The organism is Colwellia sp. F1 (assembly GCF_056238625.1).
In genome coordinates this window covers 243,972-258,490 of sequence record NZ_JBWDLI010000005.1, presented here as the reverse complement: position 1 = coordinate 258,490, position 14,519 = coordinate 243,972, and the positions used below count along the sequence as shown (strand labels likewise).

The 14,519-nt window shown below is 40.1% G+C and carries 11 protein-coding genes and 1 pseudogene; 6 read left to right on the top strand and 6 right to left on the bottom strand.

All coding sequences use genetic code 11. The features are described from left to right. Positions 1 to 78: 78 nt before the first annotated feature. The 4 genes and pseudogenes from AC0UA9_RS06870 to AC0UA9_RS06855 all read left to right on the top strand — a co-directional run. A pseudogene (locus AC0UA9_RS06870) lies at positions 79 to 618 on the top strand (PhoH family protein); the annotation flags it as partial. A gap of 95 nt (positions 619 to 713) precedes the next feature. Further along, on the top strand, positions 714 to 1,214 hold the full coding sequence (locus AC0UA9_RS06865; RefSeq protein ID WP_475658786.1) for a DUF3016 domain-containing protein: 501 nt from the start codon (positions 714 to 716) through the stop codon (positions 1,212 to 1,214). A 448-nt stretch (positions 1,215 to 1,662) separates the two neighbouring features. Then, entirely contained in the window at positions 1,663 to 3,855 is a 2,193-nt protein-coding gene (locus AC0UA9_RS06860) for a prolyl oligopeptidase family serine peptidase (protein WP_475658842.1), read from the top strand. Between the two features lie 256 nt (positions 3,856 to 4,111). Further along, positions 4,112 to 5,182, top strand: coding sequence for a YeiH family protein (locus AC0UA9_RS06855; RefSeq protein ID WP_475658782.1), 1,071 nt, complete (start codon positions 4,112 to 4,114; stop codon positions 5,180 to 5,182). 69 nt (positions 5,183 to 5,251) lie between these two features. On the opposite strand, the gene AC0UA9_RS06850 is transcribed toward AC0UA9_RS06855, so the two are convergent. Both AC0UA9_RS06850 and epmB read right to left on the bottom strand, forming a co-directional pair. Further along, positions 5,252 to 5,560 carry a hypothetical protein gene (locus AC0UA9_RS06850; protein ID WP_475658779.1) on the bottom strand — a complete coding sequence of 103 codons (309 nt, stop codon included), beginning with the start codon at positions 5,558 to 5,560 and terminating at the stop codon, positions 5,252 to 5,254. Between the two features lie 55 nt (positions 5,561 to 5,615). Next, a complete protein-coding gene (epmB, locus tag AC0UA9_RS06845) occupies positions 5,616 to 6,656 on the bottom strand; it encodes an EF-P beta-lysylation protein EpmB (RefSeq protein WP_475658776.1) in 1,041 nt (346 codons plus the stop codon). Between the two features lie 68 nt (positions 6,657 to 6,724). On the opposite strand from epmB, the gene efp reads away from it, so the two are divergent. Beyond that, on the top strand, positions 6,725 to 7,297 hold the full coding sequence (gene efp, locus AC0UA9_RS06840) for an elongation factor P (RefSeq protein ID WP_475658772.1): 573 nt from the start codon (positions 6,725 to 6,727) through the stop codon (positions 7,295 to 7,297). Between the two features lie 322 nt (positions 7,298 to 7,619). After that, complete coding sequence (locus tag AC0UA9_RS06835; RefSeq protein WP_475658770.1) at positions 7,620 to 8,645, top strand: LacI family DNA-binding transcriptional regulator; 1,026 nt, start codon at positions 7,620 to 7,622, stop codon at positions 8,643 to 8,645. A 160-nt stretch (positions 8,646 to 8,805) separates the two neighbouring features. Here the strand turns inward: AC0UA9_RS06835 and AC0UA9_RS06830 are convergent, their stop codons facing one another. The 4 genes from AC0UA9_RS06830 to AC0UA9_RS06815 all read right to left on the bottom strand — a co-directional run bounded on the left by AC0UA9_RS06830 (position 8,806) and on the right by AC0UA9_RS06815 (position 14,509). Continuing rightward, on the bottom strand, positions 8,806 to 10,278 hold the full coding sequence (locus AC0UA9_RS06830; protein WP_475658766.1) for an MFS transporter: 1,473 nt from the start codon (positions 10,276 to 10,278) through the stop codon (positions 8,806 to 8,808). Between the two features lie 277 nt (positions 10,279 to 10,555). Beyond that, positions 10,556 to 12,385 carry an ABC transporter transmembrane domain-containing protein gene (locus tag AC0UA9_RS06825; protein ID WP_475658764.1) on the bottom strand — a complete coding sequence of 610 codons (1,830 nt, stop codon included), beginning with the start codon at positions 12,383 to 12,385 and terminating at the stop codon, positions 10,556 to 10,558. 314 nt (positions 12,386 to 12,699) lie between these two features. Continuing rightward, on the bottom strand, positions 12,700 to 13,251 hold the full coding sequence (locus AC0UA9_RS06820; protein ID WP_475658761.1) for a BON domain-containing protein: 552 nt from the start codon (positions 13,249 to 13,251) through the stop codon (positions 12,700 to 12,702). A 268-nt stretch (positions 13,252 to 13,519) separates the two neighbouring features. Then, complete coding sequence (locus AC0UA9_RS06815; protein ID WP_475658758.1) at positions 13,520 to 14,509, bottom strand: glucokinase; 990 nt, start codon at positions 14,507 to 14,509, stop codon at positions 13,520 to 13,522. Positions 14,510 to 14,519: the final 10 nt, after the last annotated feature.

Below are 14,519 nucleotides of genomic sequence, written 5' to 3'. Positions count from 1 at the left end.
CGACTTTTAGATAAATGAATATAAATCATAGCATTTAATCGGTCGGTCGGTGTGTATATTTTTAATTTATAATACCTAAAAACCTTATTGGCGCTTGCTGCAGCCCTAGAGCAAGTAGTAGAGCGCGGCTTGTATGATAAAATTATCGTAACTCGTAGCACGCCAGAAATAGCAGAGTCTATTGGTTTTTTACCCGGCACCGAAGAAGAGAAAATGGCGCCGTGGCTAGCGGCGATTACCGACTCATTAGAAGTATTACACCAGCAAGATGAAAGCATGTCGGGCAGTTTAGAGTACATTATGGATAAAGCGAATATACAGTTTAAATCTGTTAACTTTATGCGTGGGCGCAGCATTCAAAATGCGATAGTGCTCTTAGATGAGTGCCAAAACTTAACCGCTTCACAACTTAAAACCATTATTACCCGTTGTGGTGAAGGCACTAAAATAGTGTGCTCTGGTAACTTAGCGCAAATAGACAGTAATTATTTAACTGCCATCACCTCGGGCTTAACCTATATAGTTGAAAGGTTTAAGGATTTTGAGGGCAGCGCAACAGTTAATTTAAATGGGGTTGTACGTAGCCGGTTAGCTTCATTTGCCGAGGAAAATTTATAGCCTTTTTACCGATCACATTTGTTTACAATGTCATTATGACTAATATATGCTAATGCCTTATGCTCTATTTACGCTAAGTAGAAAAGGCTTTGATTATGAAAATATTAAGCACAATGATGTTAACGTCACTTATTGCATTATCATTCACTAGCGTTACCTCTGCGGCGACACTTGAGGTAACCTGGAGTGATTATAAAAAGTATCGTGACATACACCCAGGCAATGAAGGCCGAAAACACTTTCGAGAGCGTATCTTCGCTAATTTTGAAAAACACCTCACTAAACTTGCAAAAAAACTACCCGAAGACCAAGTGCTGAAGTTAAAGATAACTGATGTCGACTTAGCTGGCGACACTAATGCTGGTGGTATCGACCGAATACGCATTATTAAAAATATATACTTTCCTCGCATGCACTTCACTTATCAACTAGAAAATGCTGATGGTAGCGAAATAGAGGCTGCTACAGTTGAGCTTAAAGATATGAACTTTATGGTGGGTGGGCGCTTAAGGTATCGTAATGACGCATTAGGTTATGAGAAACAGATGCTTGATAAATGGTTTGCTGAGACATTTGAAGACAAGCTAGTAAAATAAACATAAGCAAAAATATCGTATAGGCATATGTATGATTAGTGCCAAGACAACTGTTGTATAACAGCCACATAAATTAAACGGGTAATGCTCCTCATTTCAACATTACCCGTTTGATCTCGCCATGAGTTTACCATTCAGTTTCGCTATTAGGGCTAACGACTGTAACAATAAAATTCCGTTTCCTGGTAAAAACGCTCAAGCTCGTGTCTTAAGTGTTTCCACCAAGCCTAGGCTTGGTTATATCACGTCTGGTAAAGTGCTATATGATGATAAAGTATTACTAGTGAGATAATTATGCTTCCTTAACGGTCGCAAAAGGCAACTTTCCCAACAGCGCAGACAAATAAGCGTAATTATATAAGGGTAATACTGTTTTAATAATTGAGCGAGAAACTGAATGAAAAATAATATAATAAAGAGAGCTTCTTTCGTGGCTACTATGGCCTTAATGAAACCAGCTACAGTCACTACGGTTTTAGTTGGTGCGGTACTATGTATTAGTGCGTTAGCCGGATGTTCAGGCAGTGACCAAATGAGTAGTGATTCAACAGACAATAAGGCAACAACTGTTGCCGTTAAAGCAGAAGGCATAAATGTGATTTACCCTAAAACAGCAAAAGGCAATGTAGTTGACACTTACTTTAATACCCCAGTAGCTGACCCTTACCGTTGGTTGGAAGATGATCGCAGCAGCGAAACTGGCGCTTGGGTTAAAGAACAGAATGCAGTAACGTTTGACTATTTAAAACAAATTCCATACCGCGACCAACTAAAATCGCGTTTAGGAGAGCTTTGGAACTTTGAGAAGATAAGTGCGCCTTTTAAAGAAGGTAACTACACCTATTTTTATAAGAATGACGGGCTGCAAAACCAATATGTTGTTTATCGGCAAAAAGAAGGCGGTGAAGCCGAAGTTTTTTTAGATCCCAATACATTTAGTGACGATGGTACAACGTCCATGGGGCAGTTAAGCTTTTCTAAAGATGGCTCAGTTGCTGCTTATGCAATATCAGAAGGGGGCAGTGATTGGCGTAAAATTATTATTATTGATGCCATCACTAAAAAGGTATTAGAAGCGCCGTTAGTTGATGTGAAATTCTCAGGTATATCTTGGTATAAAAACGAAGGTTTTTATTATTCAAGTTATGACAAACCTGAAGGTAGCGAGCTTTCTGCAAAAACGGATCAACATAAGCTTTATTACCATCAATTAGGTCAAGCACAAACCTCAGACAAAGTCATATTTGGGGCAACTGCGCAAGAAAAACACCGCTATGTAAGCGGTAGTGTCACAGAAGATAATCGCTATTTATTAATATCTGGGGCAGTATCCACCTCTGGTAATAACCTTTATTTAAAAGACTTAACTAAGCCAAATAGTCCATTAATTACTGTTTCTGAAGGGTTTCTTGGTGATACCTACGTTATAGATAACGACGGTGATACCTTGTTTTTAGTGACTAATATTGATGCGCCAAACAAAAAAGTTGTGACAGTGAACGCTAGCGCACCTGCACGTGAACATTGGAAAGAGTTAATTCCTGAAACTGAACACGTATTAAGTGTCTCAACGGGTGGTGGGTACTTTTTTGCAGAATATATGGTAGACGCTATTTCAAAAGTGTACCAATACGACTACCAAGGTAATAAAACAGGAGAAATTGCTTTGCCTGGCGTTGGCAGTGTGAGTGAATTTACCGGTAAAAAAGGTGATCGCACCTTGTATTATACTTTTAGCAATTACAAAACCCCCAGCACTATTTATAGTTATAATGTAGCACAAGGTAAGAGTGATATTTACCGCAAGTCTGGCGCTAAGTTTAACAGCGATGCTTTTGAGTCTAAACAAGTGTTTTATACATCAAAAGATGGCACTAAAGTACCGATGATTATTACTTATAAAAAAGGGCTGGAGTTAAATGGTAAAAACCCTACTCTTTTATATGCCTATGGTGGTTTTAATATCAGTTTAACCCCATCATTTAGTGTTACGCGTGCAGTATGGATGGAGCAAGGTGGTATTTATGCCGTGGCCAACTTACGCGGTGGTGGTGAGTATGGAAAAAAATGGCATGATGCAGGCACACAGTTAAATAAACAAAATGTCTTTGATGATTTTATTGCTGCAGGCGAATACCTAATTGAACAAAATTATACGTCGAGCGACTATTTAGCCGTACAGGGAGGATCAAATGGCGGCTTATTAGTTGGCGCGGTAATGACACAACGCCCTGATTTAATGCAAGTAGCGCTGCCTGCTGTTGGTGTGTTAGACATGCTGCGTTATCATACCTTTACTGCTGGCGCTGGTTGGGCCTACGACTACGGTACTGCAGAGCAAAGTGAAGAAATGTTTAACTATTTAAAAGCTTATTCACCAGTACATAATGTAAAAGCTGGCGTAAGTTATCCTGCGACTATGGTCACCACCGGTGACCATGATGATCGTGTTGTACCTGCACATTCATTTAAGTTTGCTGCTCAGTTACAAGCGAAACAAGCAGGTACTGCACCCACGTTAATTCGCATTGAAACGGATGGTGGTCACGGCGCTGGTACACCTGTTTCTAAGACGATTGATCTTTACGCAGATTTATTTGCTTTTACTTTATTTAATATGGGCTTTGAAACATTACCTTAGCCCCATGTTATATCAGTTTCATTAAGTTTGTGATCTTTTGGCAGCAAGGAAAAATATTTCAGGGCAGGTTTTTTGGTTACTGCTCCTGCGTTAGCCTAATAAGCTACATGCATTTAGAAACCTTGATAAAATCAATAACGCTGCATAAAACGTGTCTCAACCAGTCTTCTAGAAACGATGGGCAATTCAGGTCCATCGTTGCATCTGTTGTTAACCTCAACATTATAGCGACAATAAATATACAAAGAGCGTAAGTATGACACTTCCAAAAAATAAGCCCGGCGATATATTAAATGGCTTGTTGTTTGTGGCTTTGTTAGCGATGGCTGCCACTTATCTAGCAGAGCTGGCATTTTTTAAACACTTGGCGGTTAGCCCTTTAATTATTGGTATTACTATTGGTATTATTTATGCAAATAGCTTACGCAATAAAATGCCCGAAAACTGGCAACCAGGCATTGTTTTTTCTACTAAAACTCTATTGCGCGCAGGTATCGTTTTTTATGGCTTTCGTCTCACTTTTGAACATGTGCTTGAGGTCGGTATTGCCGGCGTTTTACTCAGTTTTATTATTGTTGTTTCTACGTTTTTGTTAGGTTGTTGGCTTGGTACTCGGGTATTCAAACTTGATCGTGATACCAGTATTTTAATTAGCGCGGGCAGTTCAATTTGTGGGGCTGCAGCTGTTTTAGCAACAGCGCCTATTATTAAAGCTGCACCTTATAAGGCGGGCATTGCAGTAGCAACCGTGGTAGTTTTTGGCACAACGGCTATGTTTATTTATCCTTTTTTATATCAGCATAGTGTCTTAGGGTTAAGTGAGCAGGTGATGGGAGCTTATACTGGCGGTACCTTGCACGAAGTGGCTCATGTTGTGGGCGCAGGTGCGTCCATGAGTGATGAAATTGCCCACACTGGGGTGATTGTTAAAATGCTGCGAGTAATGTTGTTAGCCCCTTTTTTACTGATGTTAAGCGTATGGTTTGCAACCACCGTAGTGCAACGAAACAAAGCGACATGCCAGCGCCAAAGTGAAGCATATGCATTAGCGCCTAACGGTAACGTTGCAATAGTTATTCCTTGGTTTGCTTTTGGCTTTATTGGTGTTGTTGGGGTGAATTCACTTAACCTATTACCTATAGGGGTGGTTGACAGTATTAACCAAGTTGATAACGTTCTCTTAACCATGGCGATGACGGCATTAGGTATGGAAACCCGATTTAGTCAATTTAAAGGGGTTGGCTTGAAACCCGTTTACCTTGCCAGTGCTTTGTTTGTGTATCTAATGGTGGCGGGGTATTTTTTGGCTAGTAATCTAGTAATCTAGTAATCTAGTTAGCAAGCGCGGGTAAAATAGCTACCCGCTAGCTAGTATTGAGTGTTTTGACCTAATGTGTTAGGCGCTGTGACTTTGCTCAAACCCAGCGAGTACAGTAAATAATTGCTCAATTTTTTTCACTAACGGAATCAATAACAGTTGATCTTCTTTATTGGCTTGCCAATGCAATAAGTCATCAGCCACTTCTTCAACGTAGGGCTGAAAAGTATTAGCAGAGCAAGTAAAACCAGCATCTTTTTTAAATACCGCTTCAAAGCCCGCTTTTTTATGCTCACGTAAATCAGCCAAAGTGGCGTCTGCAGTTAATGCTCTTTTTAAAATTAATGAAATGTTCTCTATTAATTGTTGTTCAATTGCTTTTGTCATATTGGTTAACTTTATTTTAAATGTCTTTGCTAAAAGAGGTAAGTAGTTCGTACAATTATGCCAGATTAATGGGGGTTTTGTTAGCTTGTCCGGCAATTTCACGCACCAATTTAGGCATTAAAAAACCGGGTAGAGCGGCGAGCATCTCTTGAGCAATGCGTACGGCTTCTTGTTCCTTTACGTCAAAATGACTAGCCCCTTGGACAGGATCAAATAAGTGTAAATAATAAGGCTGAATACCAGCATCAAATAATTGCTCACTTAGCGTGATTAAAGTTGGGCTATTATCATTAATGCCTTTTAGTAACACGCTTTGGTTGAATAAAGGTATTCTCGCGGCTCTTAATGGTTCTAGGGCATTGACAAAATCATCATCAATCTCATTAGCATGATTAATATGCAATACCATTGTTGCTTTTAAACGAGTATCTTTTAATAAGTTAATTAACCCCTGGGTGATACGGCGAGGGATAACAACCGGTAAGCGGCTATGAATGCGTAATCGCTTTACATGCGTAATATGCTCTATTTGTTTAACGAGCCAAGCTAAGTGATCGTCATTGGCCATTAAAGGATCGCCGCCGCTAAAAATCACCTCAGAAATTTCACTGTGTTGGCTAATATAATGTAAAGCTTGCTGCCAGCGCTGTTTATTCGGGCTGTTGTCTTGGTAAGGAAAGTGCCTACGAAAGCAATAGCGGCAATTAATAGCACAACCTGCTTTTACTATCATTAATACTCGGTTTTTATATTTATGCAGCAAACCTTCGGCCACTGTATCATGCTCTGCTAAAGGGTCGGTTATAAAACCATCAGAACGCAAGAACTCACTTGATAAAGGCATAACCTGTTTTAGTAAGGGATCATTAAAGTCGTTTGGTTTCATGCGGCGAATAAAAGGCAAAGGCACACGTACAGGGAACAATTGCCTAGCATTAAAGTGATCTAAATATTTTTCGGCATCTATATTAAGCAAAGAGAGTAATTTTTTTGGGTCAGTGATGACCTGACGTAAATCTTTTTGCCATGATTTTTCATCACAAAGATGCAATTGTGGGTCAATTTGAGGTATTATCTGCGACAATTCTAAATTCAACTTATGTTCTACCTGAGATACTGTGTAGTATGAAGGTAATAGGCAATTAATTAAAGAGTGTATTCATTATGGCTACCTTCAGTACCAACCAATTTAAAGCCGGTCTTAAAATCATGCTTGACGGCGAACCTTGTAATATCATTGAAAACGAGTTAGTGAAACCGGGAAAAGGACAAGCTTTTAACCGAGTTAAAATTCGCAAACTGGTCTCTGACAAAGTATTAGAAAAAACGTTTAAATCTGGCGAGTCAGTTGAGGGCGCCGACGTAATGGATGTTGAGTTAGCTTATTTATATGCTGATGGTGAGTTTTGGCACTTTATGAATAATGAAACATTTGAGCAAATTGCTGCCGATGAAAAAGCTGTGTCAGATAATACTAAGTGGTTAGTAGAAGGCGACATTTGTACCATTACGCTGTGGAACAACTCACCTATTTCTGTCACACCGCCGAATTTTGTTGAAATTGATATTACAGAAACAGATCCCGGTCTAAAAGGCGATACTGCAGGCACAGGCGGCAAGCCTGCTACATTAGCAACGGGCGCGGTAGTTCGTGTACCTTTGTTTGTGCAAATTGGCGAGAAAGTAAAAATAGATACTCGTTCGGGTGAATATGTATCACGCGCGACAACGAAGTAAATAATGAGAGCTGACCGCTGGTAGAGCACCTTTTAAACTCGATAACCCAGCAAGCGACATCTAAAATAAATATTGATAACAACCAAATAGTTTCTATTTGGTTTTTATCTTTTGCTGTCCTTATCCCTATAGCAATCTCAGCTACTACGTCAGCATCGCTACTGGCTGTTAACATTGATGCTTTGTCTTTAGGCATTTGCGCTTCCTATAAAGTAATTCACCTAATGAATGAAACTGGTATTCTTTTCTTTGCTAAGGTATATTCTTGAATCAATGTTTTTAAACACTTTGTTTTTTAAACGCTTTATTTAGAGATGTTCCAGTGAAAGAAAAAGCTACTTCTTTTGATATTGCCCATCAGGCGGGCGTTTCTCAGTCAACAGTGTCTAGGGCGTTGCGAAACAGTCCTTTAGTGAATGAGGAAACACGGCTTAGGGTTCAAGCGATTGCCAAAGAGTTAAATTACAAGGTAGACAAAAATGCCAGTAATTTACGCTCAAAACATTGCGATACAATTGCGTTGTTATTGTTTGAAGACCCTACCAATGATGACTCGGCCATTAACCCTTTCTTTTTGTCTATGTTAGGTAGCATAACCAGAGCTTGTGCGCAAAAAGGTTACGACTTATTGGTGTCATTTCAACAAGCAAGTAATGATTGGCATGCTGATTTTGAAGACAGTAAAAAAGCGGATGGTCTGATCTTGCTAGGTTATGGTGACTATGTTGATTTTCAAGAAAAGCTGATTCAACTCAATGAACAAGGCACACATTTTGTTCGCTGGGGCGCAGAAGTAAAAGAACTACCCATTGTATCTATTGGTTGCGACAACTTTAGAGGTGGTAAGGAAATTACAGAGCACGTGATTAAAGCGGGCCGACAACATTTTGCTTTTTTAGGAACGGCATCAAGCCATGCTCCTGAATTTTTTGAGCGCTATAAAGGATACTGCCAAGCACTAAAAGACCATGGCTTAACTGTTAATAGTGCCATGCAGTTTAATGCACTATACACAGAGGAAGCAGGTTATAAAGCCGCTTGTGAACTGATTCAAAGTGGCGAGAAATTTGACGCTATTTGTGCCGCCTGTGATTTAATTGCCATCGGCGCTATGCGAGCTTTACAAGAGTATAATATTACAATTCCAGAACAAGTTGCTTTAGTCGGTTTTGATGATATTGCGATCGCGAGCTTTACTTTTCCCTCTTTAACAACCGTCAAACAAGACACCAAGTTAGCGGGAGAGTTACTGGTCAATACCTTGTTGGAATCTATAGCAGGAAAAGAAATTTCAACCACCTTAATAGTACCAGAGTTGGTTGTAAGAAAGTCTTGCGGCTTAGGTTAGCGTGCAAGGATTAACTCTTTAAATAACAACGCTTGCTGTTATTTATGCAGGGCATAGCATCAAGCAGACATAAGCAGGATGCTGTCTTGTGTCAAATAAAGCCTATACGTCTACTTCCCTGTAGACAGATTATTGGCATACTTAGCTCGTATTGTAGCTTTTAAGCCTCTTCTACACCCTCTTTAACAAAGTACACCGACAGCGCGGCTAATAGCATCGACCCCCCTGCTAGCATAATAATGTAAACCGCTTGATTATCAAACACAGCTGTTAAAATCCAGCCGGCAAATATACCTGAAATTATTTGCGGTGCGGCAATAGTGAAGTTGAAAATCCCCATATAAACGCCTGTTTGTTTTACCGGCAACGAACCCGCTAAAATAGCGTATGGCATGGCCAATATGGCAGCCCAAGCGGTGCCAATACCTACCATAGGTAAAAACAAAGCAACGGCACCTTTAGGTACTTCAATTTGAGTTATTACTAAGTTAACCATCGTTAATTCAGGGTTTTGCATTAACATAATACTTAGGTAGCCAATAGCGCCGGCCAGTAATGATAAAGAGTAGGTGAGTTTGCGGCCAATTTTATTGGCAACTTTAGCCATAAAAAGAGAGGCAATAGCAGCAAACAATGAATAAGCAGCAAAAATAATACCGACCCAGTCGCCAGCAGTACCTTTCGCTTTCGCTATATGCTCAGGTATAGTGCCAATAGCGGTTAAATAATGCGGGTCAAACCATTTAGCTTCTATATCCCAAATGTGTTGTGTAATTGCAGGCATGGTGTAAACCCACATAATAAATAACGCAAACCAAGAGAAAAACTGCACTATGGCTAATTGCTTCATCGTGCTTGGCATTGTTTTCATTAGACCAAAAAAATCAGATAATTTATGAGTCAGAGACTGTGTTTGAACGTGGGTGTCTAAAAGCGCTAAACCATTGGTGCCAGGTGCATATTCTTTGGTTCTAAAAACAGTCCATAAGACCGAACCTAACATAACAGAAGCGCCAATGTAAAAGGCCCAAATAACAGATGGTGCAACAGAGCCTGCACTAGCGGTGTTTTCTAAACCAATAACATTGGTGAGCACAAACGGTAAAATTGAGCCAAAAACAGCACCTATATTAATTAAAAATGACTGAATAGAATAACCAACATTTCGTTGTTCTGACGGCACCATGTCTGAGACTAGGGCGCGAAAAGGTTGAAAAGCTAAGTTAAAGGAAGCGTCCATCAAGGCAAGCATCATAGCACCAAAATATAATGGCGTAATAAAGCTCGCAAGGGTGGCCGAGTTGGGCATTAATAACATACCAATGGCGGCAGCAAATCCCCCAGCTAAAATATAAGGGTTCCGGCGACCAATGCGGTTCCATGTTTTGTCTGAAGCTGCGCCAACAATGGGCTGAATAAGCAAGCCCATAATAGGAGCGACTAACCAAAATAGTGATAAAGAATGTAAATCAGCTCCTAAGTCTGAAAGGATGCGACTGGCATTGGCGTTTTGTAACGCAAAGCCAAATTGCACCCCTAAAAAACCGAAGCTTACATTCCATATTTGCCAAAAGCTTAAGCGGGGCTTGCGTTGAGAGATATCACTACTATTAAGGTTATGCGTCGTGGTCATGTTTTAGACTCTTATATAAATCATGTAAACTTGTTTAATAAAAAAAGCACCCATTAAGAGTGCTTAGGGTCTAATGTGGCAAGACAGATATTAAACAACGTGGGTATTGGAATGCATAGGCAGTATATTGACCAAGAGCGGTCAGCTTACTTAGAAAGCGCCGACATACAAGGAAAAGAGAACCGCCTGAATAACATCATTTCAATAATCTCAATATACGCATAATATTGAGAAACAGCCATTCATTACATACGTATTCAATAAACAAACACCGCCACTACTTATCAACTGAAAATTGTAATTCACATAAACGTTTGTATACAAGATCACTGGCTAATAATGCCTGATGAGTGCCGGTATTAACTATTTTACCGTTATTCATCACTACGATTTTATCGGCATGCATAACCGTTGATAATCGGTGCGCAATGATCAAAGTAGTACGGTTTTGCATGAGTTCATTTAAGGCGGCTTGAACATGGTGCTCACTTTCAGAGTCTAGTGCGCTGGTTGCTTCATCGAGTAAGAGTATTTTGGGGTCTTTTAATATTGCTCTGGCAATCGCTATACGTTGTTTTTGCCCGCCAGAAAGTCGCACGCCTTGCTCACCCAAAAAGCTATTGTAGCCTTGAGGGAGTTGTTCAATAAACTCATGAGCATAAGCTTTTTTAGCCGCGTCTATTACTTGGGCATCACTGGCGTCAGGGTTACCATAGCGAATATTATGCAATACATTTGAGCTAAACAAGACCGGATTTTGCGGTACCGTACCCATAGAGTTTCGTAATTCAGCTAATGCGATATCACGTATATTGATGTCATTTAAAGTAATGCAGCCCTGCTGTGGGTCATAGAAGCGTTGCAGCATTTCAAATAAGGTTGTTTTGCCTGCACCTGAGGGGCCAACAATGGCGACGACTTGCCCTTGTGCAACCGTCATTGTAATTTGACTCAGTGCCAAATTATCAGGCCTAGACGGGTAGCAAAAGTTAACATGATTAAAGGCAATACTAAGGCTGTTGTTAGCATTTAAGGTTTGAGGTGTTTTAGGCTCATCTATAGCACTTGTGACACTTAATAATTGCAGTAGTCGCTGTGCAGAGCCAGCTGCGCGTTGCAACTCTCCGTAAACTTCAGCCACCGTGGCAACCGACATGGCCACCATGACGGAATAAAAAACAAAAGCTCCTAATTCACCGGCGGTTATACGTCCTGCTAAAACATCATTGCCGCCTACCCATAGCATGGCGCTAATGGCGGTAAAAATTAAGAATATCGCCGCCGCAATAAGAAACGCGCGTTGTTTTACTCGACGTTTGGCAACCAAAAAGGCAGCCTCTACTTCACCGCCAAAAGCGGTAGCCTCTGATTTTTCATGGGTATAGCTTTGTACTACTTTAATGTGTTGAATAACTTCACCGGCATAGGTGCCAATATCTGCTATAGCGTCTTGGCTACTGGCAGCTAAGCTACGTACGCGTTTACCAAAAATAAGCATGGGCATTAATACAACAGGTACGCAAACAAGGACGATTAAGGTGAGTTTAATATTGGTCACTAGTAGCATAATCAATCCCCCCACTAAAATGAGTACACTGCGCAGTGCCATCGAAAATGACGAGCCAACAATAGACTGTAATAGTGTGGTGTCGGTTGTTAATCTTGAGGTGATCTCACCGCTTCTGTTTTTTTCAAAATAGCTAGGGTGTAGGATAACGATTTTTTCAAAAACGGCTTTACGAAGGTCAGCGATAACTCTTTCACCAAGCCAACTCATTAAATAAAAACGACTAAAAGTACCTAACGCTAACAAGAAAATCAGACCTATCATAACAAACACGGCTGATTTAAGTTGCTCTGCTGAGCCTGCAACAAAGCCGTTGTCGATAACCATTTTCACGCCTTGCCCTAATGACAAGGAAACACCTGCAGTTAATACCAGCGCAATAAGTGCGAAAAATACCATTAATTTGTAGGGACGAATAAAATTAAAAATAGGCTTTAGGCTTTTAAAAGAGTTTTGTTGCGCTACTACTTGCTCGGCTGGCGCTGTATGGGTTTTTTTAGCTGCATCAACTTGAGCAGGTAATTGTGTTGATTTGGTCATCTTAGTCTCGTTTTTTAATCAGTAACCAGCTTGGCAGAAGGGCAATAAACAAAGTATGCGCGTATGTTACCACTGTTCTAAAATTTGTAAGAAATTAATCCATTACTTTATGAGCAAGGCTTATTAACGTGACTGTTGTAGAAGGCTATTGATATAGTATATTGAAACAGCACAGGCATAAAAAAGTCAGTGGCAGAACCACTGACTTTGTAAGCTTTACGTTGTTTATTTGTCTGTTAATGCAGTACTAGAGTATAAAAGAGCCAGTAAGCTACAAGCTATCGACACAAGCTCCACATAAAGCCAAGCAGGCTTTAGCTATTAACAATAGTGAGTTTGTTAATAACATTTTTAACATCGTTCGTGTTTTTAGCAATGGTAATCGCTAATTGTTTTTCACTGTCAGACTGCACTTCACCCGTTAATACAACAGTACCATCAGTTACGTCAACGTCAATATCTGAGCCATTCACTTCAGACTCAACCAGCAGTTTAGTTTTAACGACAGTGGCCACTTTAGAATCCATTAGGGTGGCGAGCATAGAATCATCTTTTGCTTCCTTATTCTTTAATACAGTTAATTGATTATCAACTGACTTAACGCCGTCTAAGCCTTCTACTAATTCTTCAGCGAGTGCTTTGTCTACTTTACTGTCAACTTTACCCGTCAGTGTGAGCACACCTTGAGCAACATCAGTATTAATGTCAAAAGAGTTTAAATTACCGCTAAATAATAAAGTGGCTTCTGCTTTACCATCAATCCATGCATCTTTTGACTGATCTTGCCAAGTATTTTCCGCATAGGCGGTAGTTGAACCTACAGTGAGAGCTGTTGCAATGATGATTGAGCTAATTGAGTTTTTCATAGTAATCTCCTTTTTGAATGAATCATCTATTGCAATGCTGTAATTGTGCCAATGTGTAACCTGTTGAAATTGAATGCTTTGTTTTGTTTGTATCGAGTTGGACTGCGCGTTACTATGGTTTTTTATACACGGTGAGTGTAAAAAATACATAGTGTATTGTGTTAAACAGCACTCATACCAGGTGAGTTGCTAGGGAGGGAATGTTTATCAAAGAAGAGTGCAGATTTGAAAAGGGTCAGCTAATTATATTGCTGACCCAGCTAAACTGTTATTGTTGTAGTAAATAAGCAGCTGCACCTAATAGGCCCGGTTGCTCTTCGGTAATCACATAGGTAGGTGCTTGTAAAGTAATATGAGACAAGCGGCCTTTCGCTTCAAAGCGCTCTCTAAACTTACTGGTTTTAAGGAAGTCAATAAAACGTGGCACAATGCCACCTGCAATATAAACACCGCCTTGGCTATTCATGGTTAAGGCTAAATTACCGGCAAAACTACCTAATACTTGGCAAAAAATTAACATGGCTTGGTGACAGATAATGCAGGTGTTTTCAATGCCACGCTGACTAATCTCTTGCGCTGATAACCGCGGCTCTTCTTCATCTGGGTCAGTGTTAGTTAGCGATTGATGTATTTGCTCTAAACCATAACCTGAAAGTAATTGTTCGTACGAAACGCGTTCTTTTATCGTATTTAAATATCGCAGTACGCTAATTTCAAGTTCACCTACCGGAGCAAAGTCGACATGGCCGCCTTCACCACTAATACAATGCCATTGGCTTTTTCCTGCTATAGATACTGGCACTATATTAGCAACACCTAAGCCCGTACCTGGGCCGCAGACAGAAATGGGCTTGTTCGCGACAAATTCGCCACCACCAATTTTTACTTTTTGATTCTCATTTAATAACGGAATCGCCATCGCAATGGCGGTATAGTCGTTAATCATAGTTAAACTATTTAAGTTAAGTGTTTTGATCAACGCTTTTTGTGAAAACTGCCAAGGCAGGTTTGTCATTGAAATAATATCGTTATCCGTTGGACAAGCAATAGCTAAACAAGCATTAATGCATGCATCAGCGATGTTTTTGCTTTTTATGTACAAGGCAATAACGTCAATTAAGCTGGCAAAATCTGCACACCGATAAGCTTCAATGTCAGTGTATTTAGCGTCAGCCTGAGCATCTGCTTGGGCTAATCGAATGTTGGTGCCGCCAATGTCGGCGATTAAATTAACTATTTTTTTATTTTTGATGTTCATGTATCACTTT

What these genes read in the sequence shown, in the direction of transcription:
- AC0UA9_RS06865 (WP_475658786.1), top strand. Translation starts at nt 714, where the DNA reads ATGAAAATATTAAGCACAATGATGTTAACGTCACTTATTGCATTATCA.
- AC0UA9_RS06860 (WP_475658842.1), top strand. Translation starts at nt 1,663, where the DNA reads ATGAAACCAGCTACAGTCACTACGGTTTTAGTTGGTGCGGTACTATGT.
- AC0UA9_RS06855 (WP_475658782.1), top strand. Translation starts at nt 4,112, where the DNA reads ATGACACTTCCAAAAAATAAGCCCGGCGATATATTAAATGGCTTGTTG.
- AC0UA9_RS06850 (WP_475658779.1), bottom strand. Translation starts at nt 5,560, where the DNA reads ATGACAAAAGCAATTGAACAACAATTAATAGAGAACATTTCATTAATT.
- efp (WP_475658772.1), top strand. Translation starts at nt 6,725, where the DNA reads ATGGCTACCTTCAGTACCAACCAATTTAAAGCCGGTCTTAAAATCATG.
- AC0UA9_RS06830 (WP_475658766.1), bottom strand. Translation starts at nt 10,278, where the DNA reads ATGACCACGACGCATAACCTTAATAGTAGTGATATCTCTCAACGCAAG.
- AC0UA9_RS06825 (WP_475658764.1), bottom strand. Translation starts at nt 12,385, where the DNA reads ATGACCAAATCAACACAATTACCTGCTCAAGTTGATGCAGCTAAAAAA.
- AC0UA9_RS06820 (WP_475658761.1), bottom strand. Translation starts at nt 13,251, where the DNA reads ATGAAAAACTCAATTAGCTCAATCATCATTGCAACAGCTCTCACTGTA.
- AC0UA9_RS06815 (WP_475658758.1), bottom strand. Translation starts at nt 14,509, where the DNA reads ATGAACATCAAAAATAAAAAAATAGTTAATTTAATCGCCGACATTGGC.